Source organism: Agrobacterium sp. NPDC058088, from assembly GCF_042885035.1.
Lineage (GTDB): Bacteria > Pseudomonadota > Alphaproteobacteria > Rhizobiales > Rhizobiaceae > Agrobacterium.
Genome location: NZ_JBHVSU010000005.1, coordinates 259,204 through 285,561, shown reverse-complemented (window position 1 = coordinate 285,561; position 26,358 = coordinate 259,204). Strand labels below are relative to the sequence as shown.

The 26,358-nt window shown below is 59.5% G+C and carries 21 protein-coding genes; 10 read left to right on the top strand and 11 right to left on the bottom strand.

Going from position 1 to position 26,358, the window contains the following annotated elements; all coding sequences use genetic code 11:
- Positions 1 to 82: 82 nt before the first annotated feature.
- From ACFVTJ_RS16480 to deoA, 7 genes are read left to right on the top strand one after another with little or no spacing between them, the layout of a single operon-like run.
- Entirely contained in the window at positions 83 to 1,588 is a 1,506-nt protein-coding gene (locus tag ACFVTJ_RS16480; RefSeq protein ID WP_386909247.1) for an ABC transporter ATP-binding protein, read from the top strand.
- A 7-nt stretch (positions 1,589 to 1,595) separates the two neighbouring features.
- Entirely contained in the window at positions 1,596 to 2,699 is a 1,104-nt protein-coding gene (locus ACFVTJ_RS16475; protein ID WP_386909123.1) for an ABC transporter permease, read from the top strand.
- 6 nt (positions 2,700 to 2,705) lie between these two features.
- The gene (locus ACFVTJ_RS16470; protein WP_386909121.1) at positions 2,706 to 3,677 is read left to right on the top strand and encodes an ABC transporter permease; all 972 of its coding nucleotides are present in this window, start codon (positions 2,706 to 2,708) and stop codon (positions 3,675 to 3,677) included.
- Between the two features lie 4 nt (positions 3,678 to 3,681).
- Entirely contained in the window at positions 3,682 to 4,086 is a 405-nt protein-coding gene (locus tag ACFVTJ_RS16465) for a cytidine deaminase (protein ID WP_386909119.1), read from the top strand.
- Positions 4,086 to 4,886: a purine-nucleoside phosphorylase gene (locus tag ACFVTJ_RS16460; RefSeq protein ID WP_386909117.1), complete on the top strand. Its 801-nt coding sequence runs from the start codon at positions 4,086 to 4,088 to the stop codon at positions 4,884 to 4,886. The genes ACFVTJ_RS16465 and ACFVTJ_RS16460 overlap by 1 nt, the downstream gene beginning before the upstream one ends.
- 2 nt (positions 4,887 to 4,888) lie before the next feature.
- A complete protein-coding gene (gene deoC / locus ACFVTJ_RS16455; protein WP_386909115.1) occupies positions 4,889 to 5,662 on the top strand; it encodes a deoxyribose-phosphate aldolase in 774 nt (257 codons plus the stop codon).
- Complete coding sequence (gene deoA, locus ACFVTJ_RS16450; RefSeq protein ID WP_386909113.1) at positions 5,659 to 6,975, top strand: thymidine phosphorylase; 1,317 nt, start codon at positions 5,659 to 5,661, stop codon at positions 6,973 to 6,975. The genes deoC and deoA overlap by 4 nt, the downstream gene beginning before the upstream one ends.
- On the opposite strand, the gene ACFVTJ_RS16445 is transcribed toward deoA, so the two are convergent.
- From ACFVTJ_RS16445 to cyoA, 9 genes are all read right to left on the bottom strand, one after another.
- Positions 6,968 to 7,489, bottom strand: coding sequence for a TIGR02281 family clan AA aspartic protease (locus tag ACFVTJ_RS16445; RefSeq protein WP_386909111.1), 522 nt, complete (start codon positions 7,487 to 7,489; stop codon positions 6,968 to 6,970). The genes deoA and ACFVTJ_RS16445 overlap by 8 nt on opposite strands.
- A gap of 134 nt (positions 7,490 to 7,623) precedes the next feature.
- Positions 7,624 to 8,253 carry a uracil phosphoribosyltransferase gene (gene upp, locus ACFVTJ_RS16440; RefSeq protein ID WP_004439188.1) on the bottom strand — a complete coding sequence of 210 codons (630 nt, stop codon included), beginning with the start codon at positions 8,251 to 8,253 and terminating at the stop codon, positions 7,624 to 7,626.
- A gap of 93 nt (positions 8,254 to 8,346) precedes the next feature.
- The gene (locus ACFVTJ_RS16435; protein ID WP_386909109.1) at positions 8,347 to 9,324 is read right to left on the bottom strand and encodes an adenosine deaminase; all 978 of its coding nucleotides are present in this window, start codon (positions 9,322 to 9,324) and stop codon (positions 8,347 to 8,349) included.
- The gene (locus tag ACFVTJ_RS16430; protein ID WP_386909107.1) at positions 9,321 to 10,541 is read right to left on the bottom strand and encodes a phosphopentomutase; all 1,221 of its coding nucleotides are present in this window, start codon (positions 10,539 to 10,541) and stop codon (positions 9,321 to 9,323) included. Before ACFVTJ_RS16430 ends, ACFVTJ_RS16435 begins: the two co-directional genes overlap by 4 nt.
- 114 nt (positions 10,542 to 10,655) lie before the next feature.
- Entirely contained in the window at positions 10,656 to 11,417 is a 762-nt protein-coding gene (locus ACFVTJ_RS16425) for an SURF1 family protein (RefSeq protein WP_386909105.1), read from the bottom strand.
- A gap of 177 nt (positions 11,418 to 11,594) precedes the next feature.
- A complete protein-coding gene (gene cyoD, locus ACFVTJ_RS16420) occupies positions 11,595 to 11,990 on the bottom strand; it encodes a cytochrome o ubiquinol oxidase subunit IV (RefSeq protein WP_386909103.1) in 396 nt (131 codons plus the stop codon).
- A complete protein-coding gene (cyoC, locus tag ACFVTJ_RS16415; protein ID WP_386909101.1) occupies positions 11,990 to 12,616 on the bottom strand; it encodes a cytochrome o ubiquinol oxidase subunit III in 627 nt (208 codons plus the stop codon). The genes cyoD and cyoC overlap by 1 nt, the downstream gene beginning before the upstream one ends.
- Before the next feature lie 6 nt (positions 12,617 to 12,622).
- A complete protein-coding gene (gene cyoB, locus ACFVTJ_RS16410; RefSeq protein ID WP_386909099.1) occupies positions 12,623 to 14,626 on the bottom strand; it encodes a cytochrome o ubiquinol oxidase subunit I in 2,004 nt (667 codons plus the stop codon).
- 72 nt (positions 14,627 to 14,698) lie between these two features.
- Entirely contained in the window at positions 14,699 to 15,772 is a 1,074-nt protein-coding gene (cyoA, locus tag ACFVTJ_RS16405) for a ubiquinol oxidase subunit II (RefSeq protein ID WP_386909097.1), read from the bottom strand.
- Between the two features lie 305 nt (positions 15,773 to 16,077).
- On the opposite strand from cyoA, the gene ACFVTJ_RS16400 reads away from it, so the two are divergent.
- From ACFVTJ_RS16400 to ACFVTJ_RS16390, 3 genes are all read left to right on the top strand, one after another.
- The gene (locus ACFVTJ_RS16400) at positions 16,078 to 17,400 is read left to right on the top strand and encodes an MFS transporter (protein WP_386909095.1); all 1,323 of its coding nucleotides are present in this window, start codon (positions 16,078 to 16,080) and stop codon (positions 17,398 to 17,400) included.
- Between the two features lie 406 nt (positions 17,401 to 17,806).
- A complete protein-coding gene (locus ACFVTJ_RS16395; protein WP_386909093.1) occupies positions 17,807 to 23,311 on the top strand; it encodes a glutamate synthase-related protein in 5,505 nt (1,834 codons plus the stop codon).
- Positions 23,308 to 25,077: a sulfite reductase flavoprotein subunit alpha gene (locus ACFVTJ_RS16390; RefSeq protein WP_386909091.1), complete on the top strand. Its 1,770-nt coding sequence runs from the start codon at positions 23,308 to 23,310 to the stop codon at positions 25,075 to 25,077. The genes ACFVTJ_RS16395 and ACFVTJ_RS16390 overlap by 4 nt, the downstream gene beginning before the upstream one ends.
- A gap of 37 nt (positions 25,078 to 25,114) precedes the next feature.
- On the opposite strand, the gene ACFVTJ_RS16385 is transcribed toward ACFVTJ_RS16390, so the two are convergent.
- Positions 25,115 to 25,708 (bottom strand): TadE/TadG family type IV pilus assembly protein, encoded by a 594-nt coding sequence (locus ACFVTJ_RS16385; protein ID WP_386909089.1) that lies wholly within the window; start codon positions 25,706 to 25,708, stop codon positions 25,115 to 25,117.
- Positions 25,705 to 26,301 (bottom strand): TadE/TadG family type IV pilus assembly protein, encoded by a 597-nt coding sequence (locus tag ACFVTJ_RS16380; RefSeq protein WP_386909087.1) that lies wholly within the window; start codon positions 26,299 to 26,301, stop codon positions 25,705 to 25,707. Before ACFVTJ_RS16380 ends, ACFVTJ_RS16385 begins: the two co-directional genes overlap by 4 nt.
- Positions 26,302 to 26,358: the final 57 nt, after the last annotated feature.

Below are 26,358 nucleotides of genomic sequence, written 5' to 3'. Positions count from 1 at the left end.
ATGATATCTGACTGGGGCGCATGGTGATTTTTCACCTTGCGCCCTTTTCATATCCAGCCTTCGGAGAGGTTTCGGTTTGAGTATGGACCCTGCAATCGAGCTCGTGGGCATCGACAAGAAATTCGGTGCCGTTCACGCCAATAAAAATATCAATCTGACCGTTGCCAAGGGTACGATCCACGGCATCATCGGGGAAAACGGTGCCGGAAAATCGACCTTGATGTCGATCCTCTACGGTTTTTACCAGGCGGATGCCGGTGAAATCCGCGTGAATGGCAAGCCGGTTTCGATCCGCGACAGCCAGACGGCCATCAATGCCGGTATCGGCATGGTGCATCAGCACTTCATGCTCGTGGAAAATTTCACCGTGCTTGAGAACGTGATGCTCGGCGCGGAGGGCGGCGCATTGCTGGCCAAAGGCCGGGCCGGTGCGCGCAGGGAACTGAAGCGTCTGGAAGATGATTACGGGCTGGAAGTCGACCCCGACGCGGTGATCGAGGAATTGCCTGTTGGCCTGCAGCAGCGCGTCGAAATCCTCAAAGCCATGTATCGTGGCGCTGAAATCCTGATCCTCGACGAACCGACTGGCGTTCTGACGCCGGCCGAGGCCGATCACCTTTTCAAGATCCTCGGCGTACTGCGCGAGCAGGGCAAGACCATCATCCTCATCACTCACAAGCTGCGCGAAATCATGGCGATTACGGATTCCGTCTCCGTCATGCGCCGCGGCGAGATGGTGGCGACCCGCAAGACCTCCGAAACCAGCGTCGAGGAACTGGCCGAACTGATGGTCGGCCGCCGCGTGCTGCTCCGGGTGGAAAAGGGCGAGACGACGCCGGGCGAGGTGCTGTTATCCATCCGCAATCTCACCGTCAAGGATAGCCGTGGCGTCACAATGGTGGACGACGTTTCACTTGATGTCCGCGCTGGCGAAATCGTTGGCATTGCCGGTGTTGCCGGCAATGGCCAGTCGGAGCTGCTGGAGGCCATCGCCGGTATCCGCAAGCCCTCATCCGGCGAAATATGGGTGGACGGGCAGAAGGTGGACCGCCCCGATCCGGCCATTTTGCGCAAGCTTGGCCTCGCGCATATCCCCGAGGATCGTCACCACATGGGGCTGGTGCTGAAATTCGAGGAATATGAAAACTCCATCCTCGGCTATCATCATGACGAACGATACGGAAAAGGCCCCTTCCTCAACCCGGAGGCCATCCGCAGGGATGCGGTCGAGAAGATCGAGAAATATGATATCCGCCCGCCGAACCCGCAGCTGAAGACCGCCAATTTTTCCGGCGGCAACCAGCAGAAGATCGTCGTCGCCCGAGAAATCGAGCGGGATCCAAAAATGTTGATCATCGGCCAGCCGACCCGTGGCGTGGATATCGGTGCGATCGAATTCATCCATCGCCGCATCATCGAAATGCGCGATGCTGGAAAGGCAATCTTGCTGGTGTCGGTCGAACTCGATGAAATCCGTTCCCTTTCGGACCGGATCATGGTCATGTTCGCGGGCCGGGTCGTTGGAGAAAAAACGGCGGAAGCCGAAGAACAGACGCTGGGCCTGATGATGGCCGGCATCGCCGCATGAGGCATGAATGAGTACCGCTTCCACCCCCCTGCCAAACTGGATCAGCTACGGCCTGCTGCCGCTGCTGAATGTCGTCACCGCCTTTCTGATTTCCGGGCTCGTCGTGTGGTCGATTGGAGAAAGCCCGCTGGCGGCACTTCGCCTGCTCATCGAGGGCGCTCTCGGCCGAGGTGACGCCATTGGCTTCACTCTGTTTTACACGACGAGCTTCATCTTCACCGGCCTCTCCGTTGCCGTGGCTTTCCATGCCGGTCTGTTCAACATCGGCTCCGAAGGGCAGGCCTATATTGGCGGGCTGGGTGCGGCGCTGGTGGCGCTGGCGCTCGACCGTTACGTGCCCTGGTATGTGACGATGCCCTTTGCCGTCATCGGCGCGGCGCTCTTCGGCGCGGCCTGGGCCTTTATTCCGGCCTGGCTTCAAGCCAAGCGCGGCAGCCACGTCGTCATCACAACCATCATGTTCAACTTCATCGCCGCGGCGTTGATGGTTTATCTGCTGGTGAATGTGCTGATCGTGCCGGGGAAGATGGCGCCGGAAACGCGCACCTTTCTTCCGGGTGGCCAATTGCCGAAGCTCGACTGGCTGATGGCACTATTTGGTCTGAAGCTCGGCCCAGCGCCGTTCAACGTGTCTTTCCTCATTGCGTTGGCCATGTGTTTTCTCGTCTGGGTGCTGATCTGGCGCACCAAGCTGGGTTATGAGATGCGCACGCTGGGCGTCAGCCCGTCGGCAGCCATCTATGCCGGCATTCCCTATTCGCGCACCGTCATCATCGCCATGCTCATTTCCGGCGGTCTGGCGGGCATGATGGCGCTGAACCCGGTCATGGGCGCTTCCGCCCGCCTGCAGGTGGAGTTCGTCGGTGGTGCAGGTTTCGTTGGTATCGCTGTTTCGTTGATGGGGCGAAGCCATCCGCTCGGCATCATCTTTTCGGCATTGCTGTTCGGCATTCTCTATCAGGGCGGCGCAGACCTTTCCTTTGAGATGCCCAACATTACCCGCGAGATGATCGTGGTCATCCAGGGTCTGGTGATCCTGTTTGCCGGTGCGCTTGAATACATGTACCGGCCCGCGATCGTCCACATCTACCAGCGTCTGGCAAAGGGGTGAGCTGACATGGATTTTTTCGATATGCTGGTCAGCATTCTCGGCTCGACCATCCGCCTCACCATCCCGCTGCTCTTCACCGCACTTGCCGGGCTGTTTTCCGAACGCGCCGGCGTGTTCGACATCGGCCTTGAAGGCAAGATGCTGGCGGCGGCCTTCGCTTCCGCCTGTGTCGCCTATCTTACCGCAAACCCGTGGGCCGGTCTTCTGGCCGGCATTGGCGTCTCTATCGCGTTCTCGCTGATCCATGGTTTCGCGGTCATCACCAATCGTGGCAACCAGATCGTGTCTGGCGTGGCGCTCAACTTCATCGCCGCCGGCCTGACGGTGGTACTCGGCCAGGCATGGTTCGGGCAGGGCGGCCGCACGCCGCAATTGCCGGGGGAGGGCCGTTTTGCGCCGATCATCCTGCCCGGCGCGGATGCGATGCGCGAGGTACCCTACATCGGACCGCTTTATGCCAACGTCATTTCCGGCAACAATATCCTCACCTATCTCGCCTTCCTGGCGGTGCCGCTGTCGTGGTGGGTACTTTACCGCACCCGTTTCGGCCTGCGCCTGCGCGCCGTCGGTGAAAATCCGGGTGCCGTCGATACGGCGGGCATTTCGGTGACGTGGATGCGCTACCGCGCGGTCATCGTCGCCGGTTTCCTCTGCGGTTTTTCCGGTGCCTATCTCGCTGTCGCGCAGTCGGCCGCCTTCATCGCCAACATGTCGGCTGGTAAGGGTTATATAGCGCTTGCGGCACTGATTTTCGCGAAATGGAAGCCGGTGCCGGTCATGTTCGCCTGCCTGCTTTTCGGTTTTCTGGATGCTTTCGCCAATTTCATGCAGGGCAAATCCGTGCCTGGCATCGGCGAGGTGCCAGTGCAGATTTTCCAGGCCATGCCCTATATCCTCACCTGCATCCTGCTTGCCGGTTTCATCGGCGTCGCCAAGCCCCCCAAGGCCGGTGGCGTTGCCTATGCGAAGGAGCGTTAAACCCATGTCCTCCGATCCAAAGTCTCACGCCCTGTTCGAAGCCGCAGTGGAGGCCATGACTTTCGCCTACGCGCCCTATTCGAAATTTCCCGTCGGTGCGGCAATCCGCGCCGAAGACGGCAAAATCTACAAGGGCGCCAATATTGAGAACATCTCCTTCCCGCAGGGCTGGTGCGCGGAACCATCAGCCATCAGCGCCATGATCATGGGCGGAGCTAAAAAGATCAGCGAAGTGGCCGTGATCGCTGAAAAGCTGCCGCTCTGCTCTCCCTGCGGCGGCTGCCGCCAGAAGATTGCCGAATTCGCCACGCCGGAGACGAAGATTTATCTCTGCGACGAAACCGGCGTTCAGAAGGTCATGACCATGGAGGAGCTGCTGCCCTCCGTCTTCAAAACCGAGCTGCCCTGATGATGGATGGTTTGATCGATATTCTGGTGGAGCGCCTGAACGGCCTGATGCCGCGCGTTGCCATCGTCCTCGGCTCCGGGCTGGGCTCGCTGGTGGAAGAAGTCAGCGACCCGATCCGTGTGCCCTATGCCGATCTTCCCGGCTTTCCCGCGGGTGGCGTTTCCGGCCATGCTGGAGAACTGGTGGCCGGTTATCTCGGCGGCGAGCCCGTCATGATGCTGTCTGGCCGGGTGCATTTCTACGAAAAGGGCGATCCGGCGGCGATGCGCCCGGTCATCGAGGCGCTGGCTGGTCTCGGCGTGCAATCGCTCATCCTCACCAATTCGGCGGGTTCGGTGAGACAGGATATGCCGCCCGGCTCCGTCATGCAGATCACCGATCACATCAACTATTCCGGCATGAATCCGCTAATCGGCGAAGAAAGCCACCGTCGCTTCGTCGGCATGACCACGGCTTACGATCCGGATCTGATGCTCGCCATGCGCAATGCCGCGATCCGCGCGACGGTGCCTTTGTTTGGCGGCGTCTATATGTGGTTTTCCGGTCCGAGCTTCGAAACGCCAGCGGAAATCCGCATGGCGCGGCTTCTCGGCGCGGATGCCGTTGGCATGTCCACCGTGCCGGAAGTCATTCTTGCCCGCTTTTTCGGGATGCGCGTTGCCGCCGCATCGGTTATTACCAACTACGGCGCCGGCATGAGCGGCGCGGAACTGAGCCATGAGGAAACCAAGGATATGGCTCCGGTGGGCGGCAAGAGACTTGCCGCTATTCTGAAAGAAATGATCTCAGGAGGAGCGTGACCATGGAACTCCAGCGTCCGCGCGAAGCGGCTGCCCTCACTCTGTCCTTGCTGGACCTGACCAATCTCAGGGAAGACTGCACGCCGCAGCAGATTGCTGCCCTGTGTCAGCGGGCGCATACGGAGTTTGGCAACACGGCCGCTATCTGCATCTGGCCGCGTTTCGTCGCGCAGGCCCGCGCTGCCTTCGGAAAAGAACACGGGATTCGCATCGCCACCGTCGTCAATTTTCCCTCGGGCGATCTTGATGTCGCGACTGTCGTCGCGGAAACCGAAGCAGCGATCCGTGACGGTGCCGATGAAATCGATCTTGTCATCCCCTATCGTAAATTCATGGAAGGTGATGAATCGGCGGTGGCCGAAATGGTAGCGTCCGTGCGCAAGGCTTGCGTCGCGCCCGTTCTGCTCAAGGTCATTCTCGAAACCGGCGAGTTGAAGGACAAGGCCTTGATCCGACGCGCCTCCGAAATAGCCATCGCGGAGGGCGCTGACTTCATCAAGACCTCCACAGGCAAGGTTGCCATCAATGCCACGCTGGAGGCGGCAGACATCATGCTTCAGGCGATCCGCGATAGCCGGCAGAAAGTCGGCTTCAAACCCGCCGGCGGTATCGGCACGGTGGAGGATGCGACGCTTTACCTGCGACTGGCGGAAACCATCATGGCTCCCAATTGGGCCATGCCATCCACTTTCCGTTTCGGCGCTTCGGGCATTCTCGATGATGTGCTCAACGTGCTGGCCGGTGGCGAACCGGCCAAGGCCGCCAGCGGGTATTGAGCTTGATCCCGCAGGAGATCATCCGCCGCAAACGCGATGGCCAGTCGCTAACGCCGCAGGAGATTGCCGCGTTCATCGAAGCGCTGTCGAAAGACGGCATATCGGAGGGCCAGGCGGCCGCTTTTGCCATGGCGGTGTTTTTCCGTGGCATGAACCGGGACGAGATGGTGGCGCTGACGCTTGCCATGCGGGAGAGCGGCGATGTGCTGTCGTGGCGCGATATTGGCAGGCCGGTGGCGGACAAGCATTCCACCGGTGGTGTCGGCGACAATGTCTCCCTGATGCTCGCTCCCATCGTTGCCGCCTGCGGTCTTGCAGTACCGATGATTTCCGGCAGGGGCCTTGGCCATACGGGCGGCACGCTCGACAAGCTGGAAGCCATCCCCGGTTATAATGTCATGCCTGACGAGGCTCTGTTTCGCCGGACGGTGGAGTCGGTCGGCTGCGCCATCATCGGCCAGACCGGCGATCTCGCCCCCGCAGATAAACGCCTCTACGCTATCAGGGATGTGACGGCGACGGTTGATTCCATTCCGCTGATTACCGCTTCCATTCTCTCAAAGAAGCTCGCGGCTGGGCTTGAGACGCTCGTTCTCGACGTAAAGGTCGGCAACGGCGCTTTCATGCAAAGCCTGGAGGACGCCCGCATTCTCGCGCGCGCGCTGGTCGATGTGGCTGTTGGTGCGGGCCTGCCGACAACGGCGCTGATAACGGACATGAACCAGCCGCTTGGCGATGCGGCGGGCAATGCCGTCGAAATCGTCAATTGCCTGGCGTTTCTGGCCGGTCACAAGGCCGGCACCCGTCTGGAAAAAGTCGTCCTTTCCTTCGCGGCGGAAATGCTGGTGCAGGCTCGGAAAGCGGCAACGCTGGAGGAGGGCGAGGCGCTGGCGTCGGCGGCCCTTTCCTCCGGTCACGCCATGGAGGTCTTTGCGCGAATGGTTTCGGCACTGGGCGGCCCGTCGGATTTTGTCGAGAATCCATCCCGTTACCTCGCCTCTGCGCCGGTCATCCTCCCGGTTCCCGCTGCACGAAGCGGCTGGCTCGCATCCTGCGCGACGCGTGATCTCGGCATGGTTGTCGTCGAACTCGGCGGCGGAAGAACAAAGCCATCGGACACCATCAATCCGGCCGTCGGTATTTCGGATATCCTGCCGCTCGGCGCAAGGGTGAAGAAGGGCGAGCCGATCGCGGTCGTTCACGCCGCTTCCGGAGAAGACGCGGAACGTGCGATCACGAGGATAGAGAACTGTTACGGTATTGCGGATAGTGGCCCTGAAATCGCGGAACCCATCCTTGAGCGGATCACCTGACCAGCCGCATCTCGCCACCGGATACCTTGAAGGACGATAATTGTTTCAGAAAGCTCATGCCGATCAGCATGCTGCTTAGCGCGTTGTCCTTCAACACCATGGCATCTACATTCTGAACGCGGATCGCGCCGATTTCCACCCGGTCGAGTTTTACATGCGCCGCCAGGGTCTGCCCATTGGCTGTCGAGATCGCATATTTGAAATCGAGGCTGTTGACGCCGTAACCGAGCCGGCGCGCCATTGTCTCATTGATCGCCACCATGGAAGCACCGGTATCGACAAGCCCGTCGAATGATTTGCCGTTGATGCGGAAGGTGGCATTGAAGTGACCGCGTGCATCCGCCTTCAGACTGATATTGCCCAGTGAAACCGGCTGCGGTCTGGAAACTTCGGCGGTGTCGCCGGATTTTGCCGCGCTGATTTCCGGGCGTGGCTGGAATTTTTCCATCAGCGCGGGAATCTGTGTGGCGCTGACCGAAAGACCGACAAGCAGAAAAATCGCACGCGCCAGCAAGTGATTGCTCCTCATGGGCAAAGGTTAACCCTGTGCAGCATAGGCGTAAAACATACTGAAATCTTAAAATAAAAAGCCATCCGCCGCGTTACGTGCGGCGAATGGCTCAAACGGTTAAGCAATGATGAACGGTGTTATTTGGTGCCGTACATGCGGTCACCGGCATCACCGAGGCCCGGAACGATATATCCCTTTTCGTTCAGGTGCCTGTCGATTGCTGCGGTATAAATCGGCACATCGGGATGCGCCTCACGGAAATTCTTGATGCCTTCGGGTGCTGCCAGCAGACACAGGAAGCGGATGTTCTTCGCACCACGCTCCTTCAGCTTTTCCACGGCGGCGATGGAGGAATTGCCGGTCGCCAGCATGGGGTCGACAACGATGACCAGACGGGCATCGAGGCTTTCGGGAGCCTTGAAATAATATTCGACGGCTTCAAGCGTGTCGTGGTCGCGATAGACGCCGACATGGGCAACGCGCGCCGAAGGCACCAGTTCGAGCATGCCTTCCAGAAGGCCATTGCCGGCGCGCAGAATGGAGGCGAAAACCAGCTTCTTGCCTTCCAGCACCGGTGCCTGAATGGTCTCGAGCGGCGTATCGATGGTTTCCATCGTCATTTCAAGATCGCGCGTCACCTCGTAGCAGAGCAGCGTCGAAATCTCTCTCAGCAGACGGCGGAAGCCGGCCGTGGAAGTTTCCTTCTTGCGCATGATGGTGAGTTTGTGCCGCACCAGCGGATGTTCGATGACTGTGACGCCGTCCATGAAACTGGCCTTCCTTTTTATCTTATGCCCTGTAATTCACCGAAAGCACGTTTTCCGCAAGCCTTCTTCGCGGTTTTACCCTGTCAACACAGCTCAGGACTGATCGATCCGGGCGAGCAGCCGCGCGCGGGTGGCTTCGTCCACAAAGGCGCATTCCAGCGCGGTGCGGGTCATGCCGTTGATCTCGGCATCACTGAAACCGAAAGCCTCCGCAGCGAGCGCATATTCCCGCGCAAGCGAGGTGAAGAAGAACGGCGGGTCGTCAGAACTGATGCAGACACGCACGCCGGCATCGCTCAGCGCTTTCAGCGGATGGCTGGCGAAATCGGGGTAGACGCGGAGCGCGATATTCGAGCCGGGGCAGACCTCAAGAACAGTTCCCATCTCGACCAGCCGGGAGATGAGAGCGGCATCCTCGATGGCGCGCACGCCGTGGCCGATACGCGACGGTTTGACGAGATCAAGCGCGTCGGCAACGCTTTCAGGCCCGCAAACCTCACCCGCATGGATCGTCAGCCCAAGACCCGCATCGCGGGCGATATCGAAAGCGCGGGCGTAATCGGCAACGCGGCCCATGCGCTCTTCGCCCGCCATGTTGAAGCCGGTTACCAGCGGATGCCGGGCTCGCGCCGCATATTCAGCCGCCGCGACCACCCGCTCCGGGCCGAAATGCCGCTCGCCCGTGACGATGATGCGGGTTTCGATGCCGGTCTTGTCCTTGGCGATGCGAATGCCCTCGGCAACGCCGGCGAGATAGGCGTCAGCACCTAGCCCGATGCGGTCGCCATGATCCGGCGAGATGATCAGTTCGCTGTAGATCGTGTTGGCCTCTGCCAGTTCCGTCAGATAGGTTTCCGTCAGGACCGCATAGTCCTCATCGGTCTTGAACACCTGCGCCACCGCATCGTAGCACTGGATGAATTGCGCAAAATCCGACCAGACATATTGGCCGTCGCGCAGGAAGCCACTGGTGTCTATGCCGTATTTCTCCGCCTGTCTGGCAACGAGGGCAGGCGGTGCCGCACCTTCGAGGTGGCAGTGAATTTCCGCTTTCAGCAAATGCGATGTCAAATGAAGCTCCTGCCGTGTGAACCGGCGTCAATGCCTAGATGGTGAGCGATGCTTTCGCCGATATCGGCGTAGCTTGTACGGATGCCGACATCGCGGGAACGGATGCCCGGGCCGAATGCCATGATTGGCACCCTTTCGCGTGTATGGTCCGTGCCGCGCCAGGTAGGATCGCAACCATGGTCGGCGGTGAGAAGCGCTATATCGCCAGGCGCCATCTTGCGATGAATTTCCGGAATACGCGCGTCGAAGGCCTCCAGCGCCGCCGCATAACCGGCTACGTCTCGGCGGTGGCCGTAAAGCATGTCGAAATCGACGAAGTTGGTGAAGACGAGATCGCCGTTTTCTGCTTCGTCGATGGCCTGCAGCGTCGCATCCATCAAGGCAGCGTTGCCATTTGCCTTGATGACCCGCGACACGCCCTGATGGGCATAGATGTCGCCGATCTTGCCGATCGCATGCACCTTGCGCCCCGCTTCCACCAGCCGGTCGAGCAGGGTGGGCTCCGGCGGCAGAACGGAGAAGTCGCGGCGGTTGCCGGTGCGTTCGAAGGTCGCGACCGTCTCGCCGATGAACGGGCGGGCGATGACACGGCCAATATTCAGCGGATCGAGCAGCTTGCGCACCGTTTCGCAGAGAGCGATAAGCCGTTTAAGACCGAAATGGGTTTCATGGGCGGCGATCTGGAACACGGAATCGGAAGAAGTGTAGCAGATTGGCTTGCCGGTCCTGATATGTTCCTCACCGAGCGCAGCGATGATCTCGGTACCGGAAGCGTGGCAATTGCCGAGGATGCCGGGAATGTCGGCCGCCTCGCAGATCGCCTCAACCAGCTCCGGAGAAAAGGCGTCGCCCTCCGTCGGGAAATATCCCCAGTCGAACGTCACGGGTGTGCCGGCGATCTCCCAGTGGCCTGAAGGGGTGTCCTTGCCCTTGGAGATTTCGCTGGCAGAGCCGTGCAGACCGAAAATCCGCTCGGGAGGCTCCATGCCAGCGGGAATGTCGCCGCTTGCCTGCCTTGCGATCTCGATGAGGCCGAGCGAACACATGTTCGGCAGCTTCAGCGGCCCGGCCCGAAGCCCGGCTCTATCCGCCGCACCTGCCGCGCAGAATTCCGCGATATGGCCGAGCGTATTTGCACCAAGATCACCATAGTGCTCCGCGTCAGGTGCGCCGCCGACACCGAAGGAATCCAGAACGAGAAGAAATGCTCTTGCCATAACTCACCGAAACAAAATTGCGCCGACGGGCAATGTCAGGCCGAACTGTCGTTATAGATCAGCAAAACGTGAAGAAGGAAGTGCTTTTATGAACCATCCGGTAAAACCGGCCGTTCACGCCGCATCCCTTTTTGATTTCGGCGCATTGAGATTGCGCATGACATACCAGCCGGCCGCCACCACCATGGCCGCCAGAATATACCATGTCACGGCGTAGGAGAGGTGGTTGTTGGGGAAGGTGAGCATGGTCTTGCCGCCCACTGGCAGCCCGCCCGGATTGGGGGTTGCATCGGCGTCGACATAAAAGGGCGCGACCTGTGAGAGCCCGGAAGCCTGTGAAATCTGCGGGATGTTGCGGGAGTACCAACGGCCATTTGCCGGGTCGTTGGTCCTCAGGAAAAGCCCGCCGGTTTCCGGTGCGCGCATCAGTCCGACGATCTCGACGTTTCCGGTCGGTTCGCCTTCCTGGCGCAAGGATGGATCGCGCCGGTCGGAGGGCACGAAACCGCGATTGACGATGATGCTTGAGCCATCGTCGCGCCGCAACGGCGTCATGATCCAATAACCGGGGCCGAGATCCGTGACCGTGTAGACCTGAACCTCTTTGTCGTTGAGGAGTGTACCGGACAGTTTCACACGGCGATATTCATAATCGGCGGGATCGGTGAGTGCCTGCCATTCGCTGGCGGCAGGAGCATTGACGGGCTCGGCATGGGCGCGGGCGTCAACGCGCTCGATCAGGTCAAGTTTCCAGAAAAGGCGCTGAACCTGCCATGTTCCAAGCGCCAGCAGGCAGCCCGTCAGGACAACGGTTAAAAACAGGACGACGATTGCCGCGGGGCGGATGCGCCGTTTTTGGGGTGCGATTTCGCTCATTTCACGGTCCTTGCGAAGCGCCACGGCAGAGAGATCATCTGCTCCGGCGGGCCAAGTTGCGCCCGCATGCGCTTCCTCCAGCAAATAACCCCATAAATCGCGCCACGATTCATGGGGTTATGTGTTGACGCGCAAGGCGGCCCGCCGGCTGTCCGGCGGGCCGTTGATTTTTGCTGCTCAGGGCAGGTTTTTCACATCTTCGATGTGCAGCGGCATCATGTTTTTGTTCATGTTGTACATGACCCAAAGCGAGCCGGAGAGCGTGATCAGGAGAACTACGACGGTGAAGATCAGCGCCATGAAGGTCCAGCCGCCTTCGGATCTGGTGTCCATGTGCAGGAAGTAGATCATGTGCACGAAGATCTGGATGACGCCGAGACCCATGATCGCGATGACGAGCAGGGTCTTGTTTTCAAGAACGCCACCCATGACCAGCCAGAAGGGGATAGCCGTCAGAATGACCGACAGGATGAAGCCGATCATGTAGCTTTTGAACGTGCCGTGGCTTGCGCCATCATGATGATGATGGTCGTCGCCATGCGCGTCGTGATGTGCGTGTGCTTCGGAACTCATCAAAGAACTCCCATGAGGTAAACGAAGGAGAAGACGCCGATCCAGATGACGTCAAGGAAGTGCCAGAACATCGAAAGGCACATCAGGCGGCGCTTGTTTGCGGCGATCAGGCCATGTTTTGCCACCTGTACCATCAGCGTGATGAGCCAGATGGTACCGAAGGTGACGTGCAGACCGTGGGTGCCGACCAGAGCGAAGAAAGCCGAAAGGAACGCCGAACGTTGCGGGCCGGCACCTTCCTCGATCAGGTGATGGAACTCGTAGAGTTCGACGGCAAGGAAGGCGAGACCGAAGAGGCCGGTGATGCCGAGCCACACCAGCGTCGACTTCACCTTCTGCTTTTCCATTTCCAGCATGGCGAAGCCATAGGTGATGGAGGAGAACAGCAGGAAGCCGGTGTTGATGGCCACGAGCTTGAGATCGAAAAGATCCGCGCCCGAAGGACCGGCCGCATAGCTGCGGCCGAGAACGGCATAGGTGGCGAAGAGCACGGCGAAGATCAGGCAGTCGCTCATCAGATAAAGCCAGAAACCGATCGAAGTGCCGTTTTCCGGGTGGTGGTCTTCCTTCAGGTAGAAGACCGGTGGTTCAGCGCCGTCGACGCTTTGTGCAGGTGTATGAGCCATGTTCCGTTACGCCTGTTTCGCGAGCAGCTTCGTACGCTCCGCCTCGACGGTCGAAACGTCGGATGCGGGAATGTAATAATCGCGATTGTAGTTGAAGGTGTGGGCGATGGAGACCGCGATGACGCCGATGAAGGACAGCGCGGCGAGCCACCAGATGTGCCACACCAGGGCGAAGCCGAGCACCACGCTGATGGCGCTGATGATCACGCCTGCACCGGTATTCTTCGGCATGTGGATCGGAATGAAGCCTTCCAGCGGACGGTTGTAACCGCGCTTCTTCATGTCGTGCCAGGCATCCACGTCATGAATGACCGGCGTGAAGGCGAAGTTGTACTGCGGCGGCGGGGAAGACGTCGACCATTCGAGCGTGCGGCCATTATAGGGGTCGCCGGTGACGTCACGCAGCTGCTCGCGCTTCAGGAAGCTGACGATGAGCTGGATGATGAAGGAGGCGATGCCGAGCGCAATCAGGAAGGCGCCGAAGGCAGCAATCACGAACCAGATCTGCAGCGAGTTGTCTTCAAACTGGCTGAGGCGGCGCGTGATGCCCATCAGGCCGAGGATGTAGAGCGGCATGAAGGCGAAGTAGAAGCCGATGAACCAGAACCAGAAGGACAGCTTGCCCCAGAACGGATCGAGACGGTAACCGAAAGCCTTCGGGAACCAGTAGACGATACCGGCCAGAACGCCGAAGACCACGCCGCCGATGATCGTGTTGTGGAAGTGGGCGATCAGGAACAGCGAGTTGTGCAGCACGAAGTCGGCAGGGGGAACGGCGAGAAGAACGCCGGTCATGCCACCGATGACGAAGGTGATCATGAAGCCGATCGTCCACAGCATCGGCACGTCGAACTTGATGCGACCCTTATACATGGTGAAGAGCCAGTTGAAGATCTTCGCACCCGTCGGGATCGAGATGATCATCGTGGTGATGCCGAAGAAGGCATTGACGTTGGCGCCCGAACCCATGGTGAAGAAGTGGTGCAGCCACACCAGGTAGGACAGGATGGTGATGACGGCGGTGGCGTAAACCATCGACGCATAACCGAAGAGACGCTTGCCCGAGAAGGTGGCGACGATTTCGGAGAAGATACCGAAAGCCGGCAGCACCAGAATATACACTTCGGGATGGCCCCAGATCCAGATGAGGTTGACATACATCATCGGATTGCCGCCGAGGTCGTTGGTGAAGAAGTTCGTACCAGCGTAGCGGTCAAGGGTCAGAAGTGCGAGCGTCGCAGTCAGGATCGGGAAGGATGCGACGATCAGGATGTTCGAACACAGCGACGTCCAGACGAAGATCGGCATGCGCATCATGGTCATGCCGGGTGCGCGCATCTTGATGATCGTCACGATCAGGTTGATGCCCGATAGCGTCGTTCCCACGCCGGCGATCTGCAGACCCCAGATATAATAATCGACCCCGACCCCCGGGCTGCCGTCGATGCCGGACAGCGGCGGGTAGGCGAGCCAGCCGGTCTGCGCATATTCACCGATGAACAGGGAGATCATGGTGATGACGGCGCCGGCCGTGGTCATCCAGAAGGAGAAGTTGTTGAGGAAGGGGAACGATACGTCGCGGGCGCCGATCTGCAGTGGCACGACGAAGTTCATGAGGCCGGTGATCATCGGCATCGCCATGAAGAAGATCATGATGACGCCATGGGCCGTGAAGATCTGATCGTAGTGATGCGGCGGAAGATAGCCTTCCGATCCGCCGGAGGCGATCGCCTGCTGGACACGCATCATGATGGCGTCGGCAAAGCCGCGCAGAAGCATGACGAGTGCCAGAATGATGTACATGATACCGATCTTCTTGTGATCGATGCTCGTGAACCATTCCTTCCAGAGATAGCCCCAAAGGCGGAAATAGGTGAGCGCGCCGACGACGGCGATGCCGCCCAGAGCCACAGCCGCGAAGGTGGCGACAAGAATGGGCTCGTGAAGCGGGATTGACTCCCAGGTTAGCCGTCCGAACAGGAACGACGTTTGATCGGAGTTGACGACCATTTTAGCCTCTTGCGATTCAAAAACGTAAGATCGGCGCGGACAGGCCGCGCCGTAGAATGCCGGGACGTATCGTCACCCAGCGACTTTTTTCGTTTCCGGCAGCGCCGCAGGTTCGAAAGTCTGACCTTCGATAGCAGCCGGAGTGGATTGTGGACCGCTGGCGACGCCATAGGGCGCAAGCGGGGTGCAGACGACAGAGTTCAGCGCCTTGGCGATGTCGATGCCTTCCTTGCCGCCGCCGCCATTGGCGTCGATATGCATCATGTCGCGCATGCAGAGCTTGTTGGGCTCTACGCAACGGTTGAGGATGGCGCTGTAGAGTTCCGGATCCACCGAAGCGAAATATTGCACCGGCTCACGCTCGGAAGGCTTGGCGAATTCCAGATATTCCTGCCGGCCGAAACCCTTACCGCCTTCTTTCACCTTGGCTACCCACTGGTCAAAGCCCTGCTGGCTGAGACCATGGAACTTGAAGCGCATGTGCGAGAAGCCGGGACCGGAGAAGTTGGCCGAGATGCCGTCATAGACACCTTCCTTGTTAATGACCGCATGCAGCTTGGTCTGCATGCCGCCCATGGCGTAGATCTGGCCGGCAAGTGCGGGAACGAAGAAGGAGTTCATCGCGGTGGTGCCGGTGATCTTGAAATTGATCGGAACATCGACGGGTGCGGCGAATTCATTGACGCTGCCGATGCCGAGTTCGGGATAGAAGAATAGCCACTTCCAGTCCATGGCCACCACTTCGACCGTGATCGGCTTGATATCGGCGGTAACCTGACGATTCTCGTCGATCCGTTCCAGCGGGCGATAGGGGTCGAGACGGTGGGTGGAAATCCAGGTCACCGTGCCGAGCATCAGGATGATGGCGACGGGAGCCGACCAGATCACCATTTCAAGGCGCGTGGAGTGATGCCATTCAGGATCGTAATCTTCGGCCTTGGCCGACTCTCGGTACTTCCAGGCGAAAAACAGCGTCAGGACGATGACCGGGACGATGATCAGCAGCATCAAGACCGTGGACGTGATGATAAGATCGCGCTGCTGGATCGCCACGTCGCCCGAAGGGTTCATGACGACGAGGTTGCAGCCGCTGAGCAACAGCAGGGCCGGGATTGCCAGAAGGGCGGATGGGAGTTTTTTGATCATGCGCACGTTCTTTGAACTCGTACAGTTTGGATTAGGCCGCGAATAATTGCCGAAGGTCATTTTTGAAATGAGGTATATTGTCGCGGTGCAGCGAAGCCTTCGCGATGCACCATATGCCAGGCAGTACTGCGTTTAATGGCGAGCGGCTGCATTATCGCATGGTCAGCCGACTGAGCAACCCTTTATTGTCAAACTTCAATTGACGTTACGTAGGGTGCGTGTGACAATCCGTCGCATCGTAACGCAACGGAAGAGGAGCCCGCGCGTTACAGGAAATGGTTCGTCCATGACGCAGGAGGGATATTATGAGTTATACGAATGCTGCTCCATCCTTTGGGCAGGCACCGGAGGCAAACGGGGCTGGTCCCACGAGCGTCGATCCGGATCGCATCACGATTGCGGTCATTCTTGCGAGAATGACTGAATTCTTTGACTTTTTCATCTATGCCATCGCCTCTGCGCTCGTTTTCCCGCACGTCTTCTTTTCCTTCGTCGATCCGCTGACGGCCACGCTTTATTCCTTTGCGGTATTCTCGCTTGCCTTTATCGCAAGGCCGATCGGTTCGCTGATCTTCCTCCAGATCGACCGCAAGTTCGGCCGGGCCGTCAAGCTGATGGCGGCGCTCTTCACGCTCTGTGGTTCCACCATGGCGATCAGCTTCCTTCCGTCCTATGCGGAAGCAGGCATGCTCGCGCCGATCCTTCTGGCTGTCTTCCGTATCGGTCAGGGCCTTGGCCTTGGTGGCGCCTGGGATGGCCTCGTGTCGTTGCTGGCCATGAATGCACCGCAGAAGCAGCGCGGCTGGTACGCCATGATGCCGCAGATCGGTGCGGCCATGGGCTTCGGCCTCGCCAGTGCCTTTTTCATCATTTTTGTCACGCAGCTTTCCAATGCCGAGTTCCTTGCCTGGGGCTGGCGTTTCCCGTTCTTCGTGGCGCTGGCGCTCAATGTTCTGGCACTCTTTGCCCGCTTGCGCATGATCGTAACACCGGAATTCCAGGCCATGCTGGAACAGCATGAGCTGGAGCCGCGCCCGATGTTCAAGATGTTACGCTCGCAGTTTCCGGTCGTGGTCACCGGCGCTTTCGTGCCGCTGGCAAGTTTTGCGCTCTTTCACCTCGTTACGGTCTTTCCACTGAGCTGGGTCTCGCTTAATACCAGCCAGCGTGTTTCGGACTTCCTGTTCGTGCAATTCATCAGCGCCATCATCTGCGGCGGCATGATCGTGATTTCGGGCATTCTGGCCGACAGGATCGGCCGTCGGAAGCTTCTGGCTATCGCCGCAGCTCTCATCGGCCTCTTCAGCCTGGTGGCACCTGTTCTGCTTAGTTCGGGTGATATCGGCCGCTATCTTTTCGTCCTGATCGGTTTCTCGCTCCTTGGCCTCTCCTTCGGCCAGGCAGGCGGCGCGCTCGCCTCCCGTTTCAGCCGTGAATACCGCTACACCGGCGCATCACTTACCTCGGATATTTCCTGGCTGATCGGCGCTGGTTTTGCACCACTCGTCGCACTGGGATTTTCGTCCAAATTCGGACTGTTTGCCGTCGGAATTTACCTGATGTCGGGTGCTGTCTGTACGCTGGTTGCCCTTTGGTTCAGCCGAACGCTGGACATGCCGTCGGAGTGATCCAGGCAATTTAACAACACCTGCAGCCATTGCGCCGCGGAATCCTGTCGGATTTCGCGGCGTTTTTGTTTTTTTATTGCGCCGGGTCAATTTTAATCTTGACTCGGTCGATCATGAAATATTATGTAAGCAATACTGACGTAATTCAGTGTATCTCACCGCCGGAAAGCCGGCCTTCAGGGAACGCGATGCGAACGACGACGATCATTATTTGCGAGAAAGCGGCCATCGCCGCCAAGCCGTTTGACGGCCGCAAATCGACGGTTCGCGCCATTAAACGCCGATAAGCAGAAGAATGAGGAGCAGCCAGGTCGCCTGCGGCTCCGCCCGCAGAGTGCCGGCTGACGCGCCGGGTTTCGGGAAAGAGGGCGATGCCGCGCGAAATGCGCAACGAGAGGAGAGTGCCTTGAGTGTGACGGAGCAAAAATTCGGCCTTTACGATGCGGCTTTTGAGAAAAGCAGCTGTGGCGTCGGTTTCATCACCCGCAAGGATGGCGTGCAGACGCATGATGTGCTGAAGCGCGGTCATGAGGCGCTCTGTGCCGTGCCGCATCGCGGCGGCATGTCGGCGGAAGGCGTTGGTGATGGGGCGGGCGTGTCGCTGGACCTGTCGCTCTCCTTTTTTCGTGAGTTGACGGGCAACGATGCCCTGCAGGCTGGCCGGTTCGGTGTCGGCAATTTTTTCCTGCCGCAGAACCCGGCATTCCACGGTGAGGCGGTCGGTATCATCGGCAGCGCCCTAAAGGAGCAGGGCTTTTCGGTTCTGCTAGCCCGCGATGTGCCGGTCATCGATGCGGCCATCCGCGCTGCTGCCATTCCCTATCAATTACCGATCCGCCAATGGGTCTTTTCGGCACCAGCGGAATGCGCGACCCTTGCTGAGTTCGACTGGCGCATCCACAAGGCGCTGCTCGCCATCGAGGCACTTGCTTACACCGTGCCGGAGCTTGCCGGTTTTTACCCGCTCTCGCTTAGCGCCCGCACGCAGGTGCTTAAGGGTCGTCTGAACTCCCAGGAGGTCATGCCCTATTTCTGCGATCTCACTGACCCGCGCCATGAAGTGCATACGATGTATTTCCACACGCGGTTCTCCACAAACACGGATCCGCACCCCTCCATGGCGCAGCCATTCCGCCTGATGGCGCATAATGGCGAACTCAACACCGACAAGAAAAACCGGCTGTCGGAAGCGGCCGTGGCGCTGGCGAAGAACGCCAGCATCGTCAGGCCCAAGGGCCAGTCGGATAGCTGCCGTCTGGACCAGACATTGCAGGCGCGGGTGATGGAGGATGGTCTTGACCTCGTCACCGCCGTGGTCTCGATGATGCCGCCGGCCTGGGAAAACGACGACACGCTCTCGCCTGGTGTAAAGGCGATGCTGGAATATTTTTCGCTCTATGAGGAAAAGAACGACGGCCCGGCCGCGCTGATCTTCGGCGATGGCACGATCATCGGCGCACGCCTCGACCGCCTTGGCCTGCGCCCACTGCGAACCGTTGAGACGGACGATTATCTCTGTGTCATGTCGGAGGCCGGGCAGATCGCGTTTCCGGCGGAAAGCGTCATCCGCCGTGGCCGCATCGAAGCGGGCGGCATGCTTTATTACGACCACGCCGAGCGTCGTGCCTTTTCAACCGTCGAGGCGCTGGAGCTTCTTGCCTCGCAGCGGGACTATTCGTCTCTGCTGTCTGAAGCGCGCGTGATGCTTGGTGATCTGCCGGAGGTGCAGGCCGACAAGCAGGGTTCGCCGCTTCGCTACAATGGCGATCTGGAGCGGCACCAGCGTTATGTCGCCTATTCGCACAATCAGGAAAGCTTCAAGTTCCTAATGGACCCGATGCTGGCCTCCGGTGCTGAAAAAATCTCGGCCATGGGTTATGGCAATGCCATCAATGCGCTGTCCGATCAGGAAGGCGGGGTGGCCAAATATTTCTCGCAGCGTTTCGCGCAGGTCACCAATCCGCCGCTCGACAGCATTCGTGAGGCCGATGGCATGACGCTGCGGGTGGCGCTCGGTGCGAAGCCAAACAGCGGTGCGGCTAAAGCCCGCCAGATCGTCGTGCGCTCCCCGATCCTCACCCACCTCGATATGCTGCGCATTCGCGAACAGTCGGAGACGCCCCTTCGTCGTTTTGAAATGCTCTATACGCCAGTCTTTGATGCTGCTGACGCCAATGAAGCGGCCCTCCGGCAGGCGATCGACGGCCTTTGCGATGAGGTTGCGGCTTTCGCAGCCGAGCAGGGCGGGATTGCCGTCATCACCGACCGGCATGTCTCGGCAGGCCGCGCGGCCTTGCCAATGATCATGGTCGTTTCCGCCATCAATCAACGGCTCATTGAGGAAGGTCTGCGGCTGCGCGTTTCCCTGATCGTCGAAAGCGGTCAGTTTTCGTCCTCCCATCATATCGCGGCCGGCCTCGGTTTCGGTGCTTCGGCGGTCTATCCGCTCGGCGTACAGTTCCGTGCGGAAGAGAAATTCGGTGCCGAGGCCGACAAGGCGTTCAAGCGCTTCGCCAAGGCGGCTGAAAAGTCGCTGATGAAGACCATGGGCAAAGTCGGCCTGTGCACGGCGGAAAGCTACATCGGCGGTGAGTTCTTCGAGCCGAATTTCCTCGATACCAACGATCCCGTTCTCAAGCGTTATTTCCCCAATGTGAAGACCCCGGTTGGCGGCGTCACCTTTGCCGTCATCGCGCAAGCGGTGGCCGACTGGCATCGGAAAGCGTTGTCGGTGAAGGGTGAGAACGACATTCCGTTGCTCGGTCTCTTCAAGGAGCGCGCTGAAGGTGCCGGCCATTCTTATGGCACCACGGCGGTTCGCGGCTTCGTGGACATGACGGAGGAAAAGATCGGTTTCGACAAGGGAACCGAAAATGAGGAGGCGCTGCGCCTCCTGCCGCTTAACCGGCTGGAGGATGCCTTCGGTCTCAACGATGCGGCCTATTATCACAACAGCTTCGACCGGTTGACCCCGGAGGCCATCGACACATTCGAGGTTACACCCGGTTACCGCGCCTTCGCCCGGATGATGGCGGAAGAAAGGGCGCGCCGCCCCGCCGCCCTGCGCGATGTTCTCGACCTGCCGGCCGATGTGACCTTTGCCGGTTCGGCCGAAGAATTCCGCCGGGAAATGGGGCGTTTTTCCCGGCAAGGCAATAACAGCTTCATGGTGCGCGGATTGCGCTGCGAAAAGGCAGGAGACGGCGCGTTCCGGCTGCAGCTGACCGGCCCGCACGGTCATGAGCTTGCCCGCCTCGCCACACTCGGCCAGTCGCTGCTCGACCGCTTCGGCGACGACATCGCCGGCCATTGGCTGGAAGGTGGCGCGCTCATGGTTCAGGCAAAGGGTGAGGCCTCCGCCTATCTGTCGCTTATCCGGACCGCACCGGAAAGCATTCCGCTTGAGACCGTGCAAAAGGCAAGCGAGATCACCAAGACCCTCGCATCAGGTGCCATGAGCCACGGCGCGCTGGTCGCCGCTGCCCATGAGGCGGTTGCCCACGGCACCAACATGGTTGGCGGCATGTCCAATTCGGGTGAGGGCGGTGAGCACATCTCCCGTTACGGCACCATCCGTGCCTCGCGCATCAAGCAGTTCGCCTCAGGCCGCTTCGGTGTCTGGGCCGGTTATCTTGCCGATCCGATGCTGGAAGAGATCGAGATCAAGATCGGCCAGGGCGCAAAGCCGGGCGAGGGTGGGCAGTTACCGTCTCCCAAGGTGACGGTTGAGATAGCGGCGGCGCGCGGTGGCACGCCGGGCGTCGAGCTTGTCTCGCCGCCGCCGCATCATGATACCTATTCGATCGAGGATCTGGCCCAGCTTATCCACGATGCCAAGGCGGCGCGGGTACGCGTCATCGTCAAGCTCGTGTCGTCGGAAGGCATCGGCACGATTGCGGTCGGTGTCGCCAAGGCGGGTGCTGATGTCATCAACGTGGCCGGCAATACCGGCGGCACGGGTGCTGCGGCCGTCACCAGCCTCAAATATACCGGCCGTGCGGCGGAAATCGGCATAGCCGAGGTGCATCAGGCGCTGTGCGCCACCGGCCTGCGCGCTAAGGTGCTGCTGCGCTGCTCCGGCGCACACCAGACGGCGAGCGACGTGGTGAAGTCTGCGTTACTCGGCGGCGACAGCTTCGAATTCGGCACCACGGCGCTGATGATGCTGAAATGCGTCATGGCGAAGAACTGCAACATCAAGTGCCCGGCCGGTCTCACCACCAATCAGGAAGCCTTCAACGGCGATCCGCGGGCGCTGGCGCAATATCTCATGAACATCGCCCATGAAACGCGCGAAATTCTTGCAGGGCTTGGGGTTGCCTCGCTGCGGGAAGCCCGTGGTCGTTCAGACCTTCTTCACCTCCTCGATCATCCGGCAAGCGTCGGCCAGCTTGACCTCCGGGCAATGCTTGCCGTGGTCGAAGAGGTGAAGATCGACAGCCCGGTCTATATGGAAAAGGACTTCGCACTCGACGATGCCTTCATCGATCTCGTGCGTTCGGCGCTGGTCGACAGCAAGCGCGACAACATCGAGCTTGGTGGCAATCGTTTCCTCAACAATTGCAACAAGAGCGTCGGCGGCCAGCTCGCCGTTGATATTGAACGCATGTTGAACCATGAACTTTCCGATGAGCAGCTGGACGCGCTTCCAGCCGTTAAGCGCGATAGCCGCGGACGCCGTTTCCTGGAAGCGGGGTCGGTGCGCATCGATACCTCAGGTTCGGCAGGTCAGTCATTCGGCGCTTTCTGCAATGACGGCATGGTCATGGTGCATACCGGCACCTGCAACGATGGCGTCGGCAAAAGCGCCTGCGGCGGCACCATCGTCGTGCGCTCGCCCGGCGGCGGTTCGCAAGAGGCCGGTGACAATGTGCTGGTCGGCAATTTCGCGCTGTTCGGCGCCACCGGCGGCCGCACCTTCGTGGAAGGGCAGGCGGGTGACCGTTTCGCAGTGCGCAATTCCGGAGCCACCGCCGTGGTCGAAGGCGTGGGTGATTTCGCCTGCGAATATATGACCAACGGCGCGGTTCTGAACCTTGGCAGTTTCGGCAAGGGTTTCGGCAACGGCATGAGCGGCGGTTTCGTTTATCAGTATGATCCCTATGGCGATCTGCCGAAGAAGGTCAGTCATGATTCCATCCTGCTCGGCTCGATCACCGGTGAAGATGAACAGGCAGCGATCCACAATCAGGCAGTCCACCAGCTTCTGAGCCTGCATGTCACAGAGACCGGCTCGGCCAAGGCGGCATGGCTTCTGGACAACTGGGAGAGTGAGCAGCATAATTTCGTCTATGGCATGCCGCGCGCCCTGCTGCTTTATCAGGACAGCGACGAAATCCTCAAAGCCAAGCCCCGCAAGGAGCTGCTGGAGGAGCTGGCCTCCGCACTTGCCGCTCATCAACTGCGCAAGTTCAAGCTCGCCTATCGAGACCGCAAAGCCGTGCTGAACGGAACGGTGCCCGGTTATGGTGAGACGGATACGGAAGACATGTATGCGCTGCTCAATAACTACACCGTGTTGAGCATGGCGCAGGCCATCGCCCTGCAACGATTGCCGATGGCATCCGGTCCTTCCGACCCGACAATAGAAAAAGCCGTGCGTAATCTCATCCTCACGGAAGATTACGCGCTGATGCAGCGCCTGCTGAAATACGCCCGGGAGGCGCTGTCCAACCATAGCGATGAACAGCTTGCGGTGATGATCGCCGCCAAGCGGCTAGACGACTACAAGCAGGCACTGGCGCGCCGCAACATATGGTCGGTGGACAGCCCCGGCACCTATGGCTGGATCATCCAGCAGAACCGGAAAAACATCGAGAAGATCGGTCGCCTGCCAGGCTTCGAGGAGCTGTTCGCCGCTCGCGCCATCCCGGACCTTGCCACCGCATCCAGCCAGAACAGGGCAGCATGATGAAGATACCTTACATTCCACAGGATGCGCCCTTCAACGGCGACCAGCGCGCCTGGTTCGCCGGTTTTCTGGCCGGGCTCCATTCCCGCGCTGCCATCGGCCTCGAGACTTCGGTGGCTACCGCCACTCCCAAAGCAACGGCCAGTGTGCTGAACATCCTTGTCGGCACCCAGACCGGCAATGCCGAGGCGTTGGCGATGGACATCGCCGCTGCTGCCCGCACCCAGGGTATGCAGCCGGTTGTGACGGCGCTGGACGACGTTTCGATGGACAGTCTCGGCGCGATGAAGCGGGTTATTGTGGTCACCTCGACTTACGGCGAAGGTGAGATGCCTGACAATGCCCAGCTGTTCTGGGAGGCGCTCGCCGCCGACGGTGCACCGCGGCTGGAGGAGATGAATTTTGCGGTGCTCGCCTTGGGCGATACCGGCTATGACGGCTTCTGCCAGGCGGGCAAACTTATCGATACACGCTTTGAACAGCTTGGCGGCAAGCGCATGAAAGCGCGTATCGATTGCGATATCGACTTTGAGGATGCGGCCGCCGCGTGGATCGGGGAGACGCTGCCGCTCGCGCTGGCCGTCGATGGCGGCAAAGAAGCCGCTGTCACCATGCCCGACATTGCCGGGCAGCCCGCACGGGTAAAATCGGGCTGGAATCGCAAGAACCCCTATTCGGCGAAGGTCAGCGTCAATCGCCGCCTGTCCGGTCCAGGCTCGTCCAAGGAAATCCGTCACTACGAATTCGATCTTGCCCAAAGCGGGCTCGACTATGAGGCGGGTGACGCGCTTGGTGTCGTTCCCCTGAACGATCCGAAACTGGCCGGCGCGCTGCTCGACTATTTCGGAGCAGGCGCAGACGGCGAAGTCGCCGGGTTGGACCAGCCGGTCGGCGACGCGTTTCTCAACGCCTACGAGATTTCAACGCCCTCGCGCGAACTGTTGGCTGAAATCGGCAAGCGCGCGGGTCATGATGAACTCGGCCACATCCTTGCGAATGGTGACCGCGAACAACTGGCGGCTTTCCTCTGGAGCAAGGATATTCTCGACTTGCTCAATCTTGGTAGGAAACCCCTGTTCGATCTTGCCGAATTCGTGAGCTTTCTGAAACCCTTGCAGCACCGCGCCTATTCCATTTCCTCCAGCCCCTTGGTTGCGAAAAACAGCGTGCATCTGACGATCGCCAGCGTGCGGTATCGTGCCGAGAGCCGGGAGCGTGGTGGGGTATGCTCCACCTATCTCGCAGATCGGGTAGAGGCCGGGCAGAGTGCCGGCATTTTCGTCTCGCCCAACAAGACATTCCGTGTCCCGCAGGATGATAATGCGCCTGTCATCATGGTGGGACCGGGCACTGGCATAGCGCCTTTCCGGGCCTTTTTGCAGGAACGGCAAGCGCGCGGTGCCAAGGGCAAGAATTGGCTGTTTTTCAGCGACCAGCACCGGCAATCGGATTTCATCTATGAAAACGAACTTGGCGACATGAGCCGCGATGGCGTGCTGACCCGCCTCGACCTCGCCTTCTCACGGGATCAGGCGGAAAAGATTTATGTTCAGACCCGCATGCGGCAGAACGGCAAGGCGCTCTATCAATGGCTTGAGGAAGGCGGTTATTTCTACGTCTGTGGCGATGCGACCCGTATGGCAAAGGATGTCGACGACACCCTGCACAGCATCATAATCGATGAGGCAGGCATTTCCGCCGAAGCCGCAAGCGACTATGTAAACCGCCTGAAGCGCGAAAAGCGCTATCTACGCGACGTCTATTAGACCCTGCCGAAAGGGGACCGCCCGAGCTAGGATTGCCTCAGCAATTGGTGCAGGCGGTCTCGGCGTCGCGCTGCTTGAAGAAATAGTCCCTGCCGATCGTGATCGACTTCGTGCCGGATGAGGCGATGTCGGGCATGAACATCAGCAACTCATGTGGAACGGAAAGTTCGACATGGATGAGGAAGCTGTTTTCCACCAGCAGACGGGTCGGAACGGTGACGACTGACCCAACCGCATAGGGCCTCAGATTCTTCTCGTCCCAGGACCAGGTGATTTTCGCTTGTTTTTGCGCGTCGATCTTGATGCCGCTGATCTTCAGTTTCAGACCCTTGGTACTGTAGGGCGCAAAAACCGCAGTGGCGACATCCTGCATGCCTGTGAGATAGGTTTTGTCGACGGAACCCGTTTTCGATATCAGGTCGTTGATGGTGGCGGCCGCACTGCTTGCCCGCTTGTAGGTGTTATAGCCGATCGTCAACTCGAAAGAGGTCAGATAGAGCGCAAGCAATATCGGGAAGACGATGGCGAATTCCACCGCGCCCACACCCTGGCGATCTCCGACAAAGCGTGAAACGAGTGCGACCAGACGCCGCTTGCCGTTCGCCGCGACGGTGACAAGACCTTCCATCATGAGCCACCGCCTGTGGTGTATTTTTCGTTCATGAACGCACTTGTCGCGACGATGAGGAAATGGGAGGGCATGGATCCATCGGCCGGGCGTATTTTGGTGAGGTAGGGGCGGATGATATCGGCGACGACACGCCAGCGATAATACACGCGCAACATGTTGATGGTTTCCGGTCCACCCGGCTTGAAGCCGAATTGTGCCGTATCAAGATCGTAATATTCGCCGTAGGCTTTCAGAGGAATTGTGGTCGGTATATCCTTGAAGGCAGTAAAGGAGCGAAGGTCGACGTAGAGTTTCTGTTCTTTCTGGATCTCATCTGCCGAGCAGGAGATCATCACGGAGACTTCACTGCAGAAACTCCTGCGGAAATCCTCTTTCGAGATGGAGCTGCTGATCTGCCCGGTGCGCAGACGTCGTGACATGGTCTCGGTGGCGTTTGCCACGACCTGTTCCGCCATGAGGGCGACGAAGGTCTCGATAATCGCAAAAACGACGAGGAAATAGGGAATGGCCAGGATCGCGAATTCGATGGCTGCTGTCCCGTCGCGCGAGACTCCGAATTTTTCCAGCAATGGCTTCAGTCTGGCCAGTCGCATATGGGGCGTCTATCTCTAGAGTATGCGGCAAGCGCAACAGTTGAATTGTTGCGGACC

Coding starts and splice junctions, on each gene's coding strand:
- ACFVTJ_RS16460 (WP_386909117.1), top strand. CDS start 4,086: ATGATGGATGGTTTGATCGATATTCTGGTGGAGCGCCTGAACGGCCTG.
- ACFVTJ_RS16390 (WP_386909091.1), top strand. CDS start 23,308: ATGATGAAGATACCTTACATTCCACAGGATGCGCCCTTCAACGGCGAC.
- cyoC (WP_386909101.1), bottom strand. CDS start 12,616: ATGGCTCATACACCTGCACAAAGCGTCGACGGCGCTGAACCACCGGTC.
- upp (WP_004439188.1), bottom strand. CDS start 8,253: ATGGACGGCGTCACAGTCATCGAACATCCGCTGGTGCGGCACAAACTC.
- ACFVTJ_RS16400 (WP_386909095.1), top strand. CDS start 16,078: ATGAGTTATACGAATGCTGCTCCATCCTTTGGGCAGGCACCGGAGGCA.
- ACFVTJ_RS16425 (WP_386909105.1), bottom strand. CDS start 11,417: ATGAGCGAAATCGCACCCCAAAAACGGCGCATCCGCCCCGCGGCAATC.
- cyoB (WP_386909099.1), bottom strand. CDS start 14,626: ATGGTCGTCAACTCCGATCAAACGTCGTTCCTGTTCGGACGGCTAACC.
- ACFVTJ_RS16385 (WP_386909089.1), bottom strand. CDS start 25,708: ATGATGGAAGGTCTTGTCACCGTCGCGGCGAACGGCAAGCGGCGTCTG.
- ACFVTJ_RS16465 (WP_386909119.1), top strand. CDS start 3,682: ATGTCCTCCGATCCAAAGTCTCACGCCCTGTTCGAAGCCGCAGTGGAG.
- cyoD (WP_386909103.1), bottom strand. CDS start 11,990: ATGAGTTCCGAAGCACACGCACATCACGACGCGCATGGCGACGACCAT.
- deoC (WP_386909115.1), top strand. CDS start 4,889: ATGGAACTCCAGCGTCCGCGCGAAGCGGCTGCCCTCACTCTGTCCTTG.
- ACFVTJ_RS16475 (WP_386909123.1), top strand. CDS start 1,596: ATGAGTACCGCTTCCACCCCCCTGCCAAACTGGATCAGCTACGGCCTG.
- ACFVTJ_RS16430 (WP_386909107.1), bottom strand. CDS start 10,541: ATGGCAAGAGCATTTCTTCTCGTTCTGGATTCCTTCGGTGTCGGCGGC.
- ACFVTJ_RS16380 (WP_386909087.1), bottom strand. CDS start 26,301: ATGCGACTGGCCAGACTGAAGCCATTGCTGGAAAAATTCGGAGTCTCG.
- cyoA (WP_386909097.1), bottom strand. CDS start 15,772: ATGATCAAAAAACTCCCATCCGCCCTTCTGGCAATCCCGGCCCTGCTG.
- ACFVTJ_RS16480 (WP_386909247.1), top strand. CDS start 83: ATGGACCCTGCAATCGAGCTCGTGGGCATCGACAAGAAATTCGGTGCC.
- ACFVTJ_RS16470 (WP_386909121.1), top strand. CDS start 2,706: ATGGATTTTTTCGATATGCTGGTCAGCATTCTCGGCTCGACCATCCGC.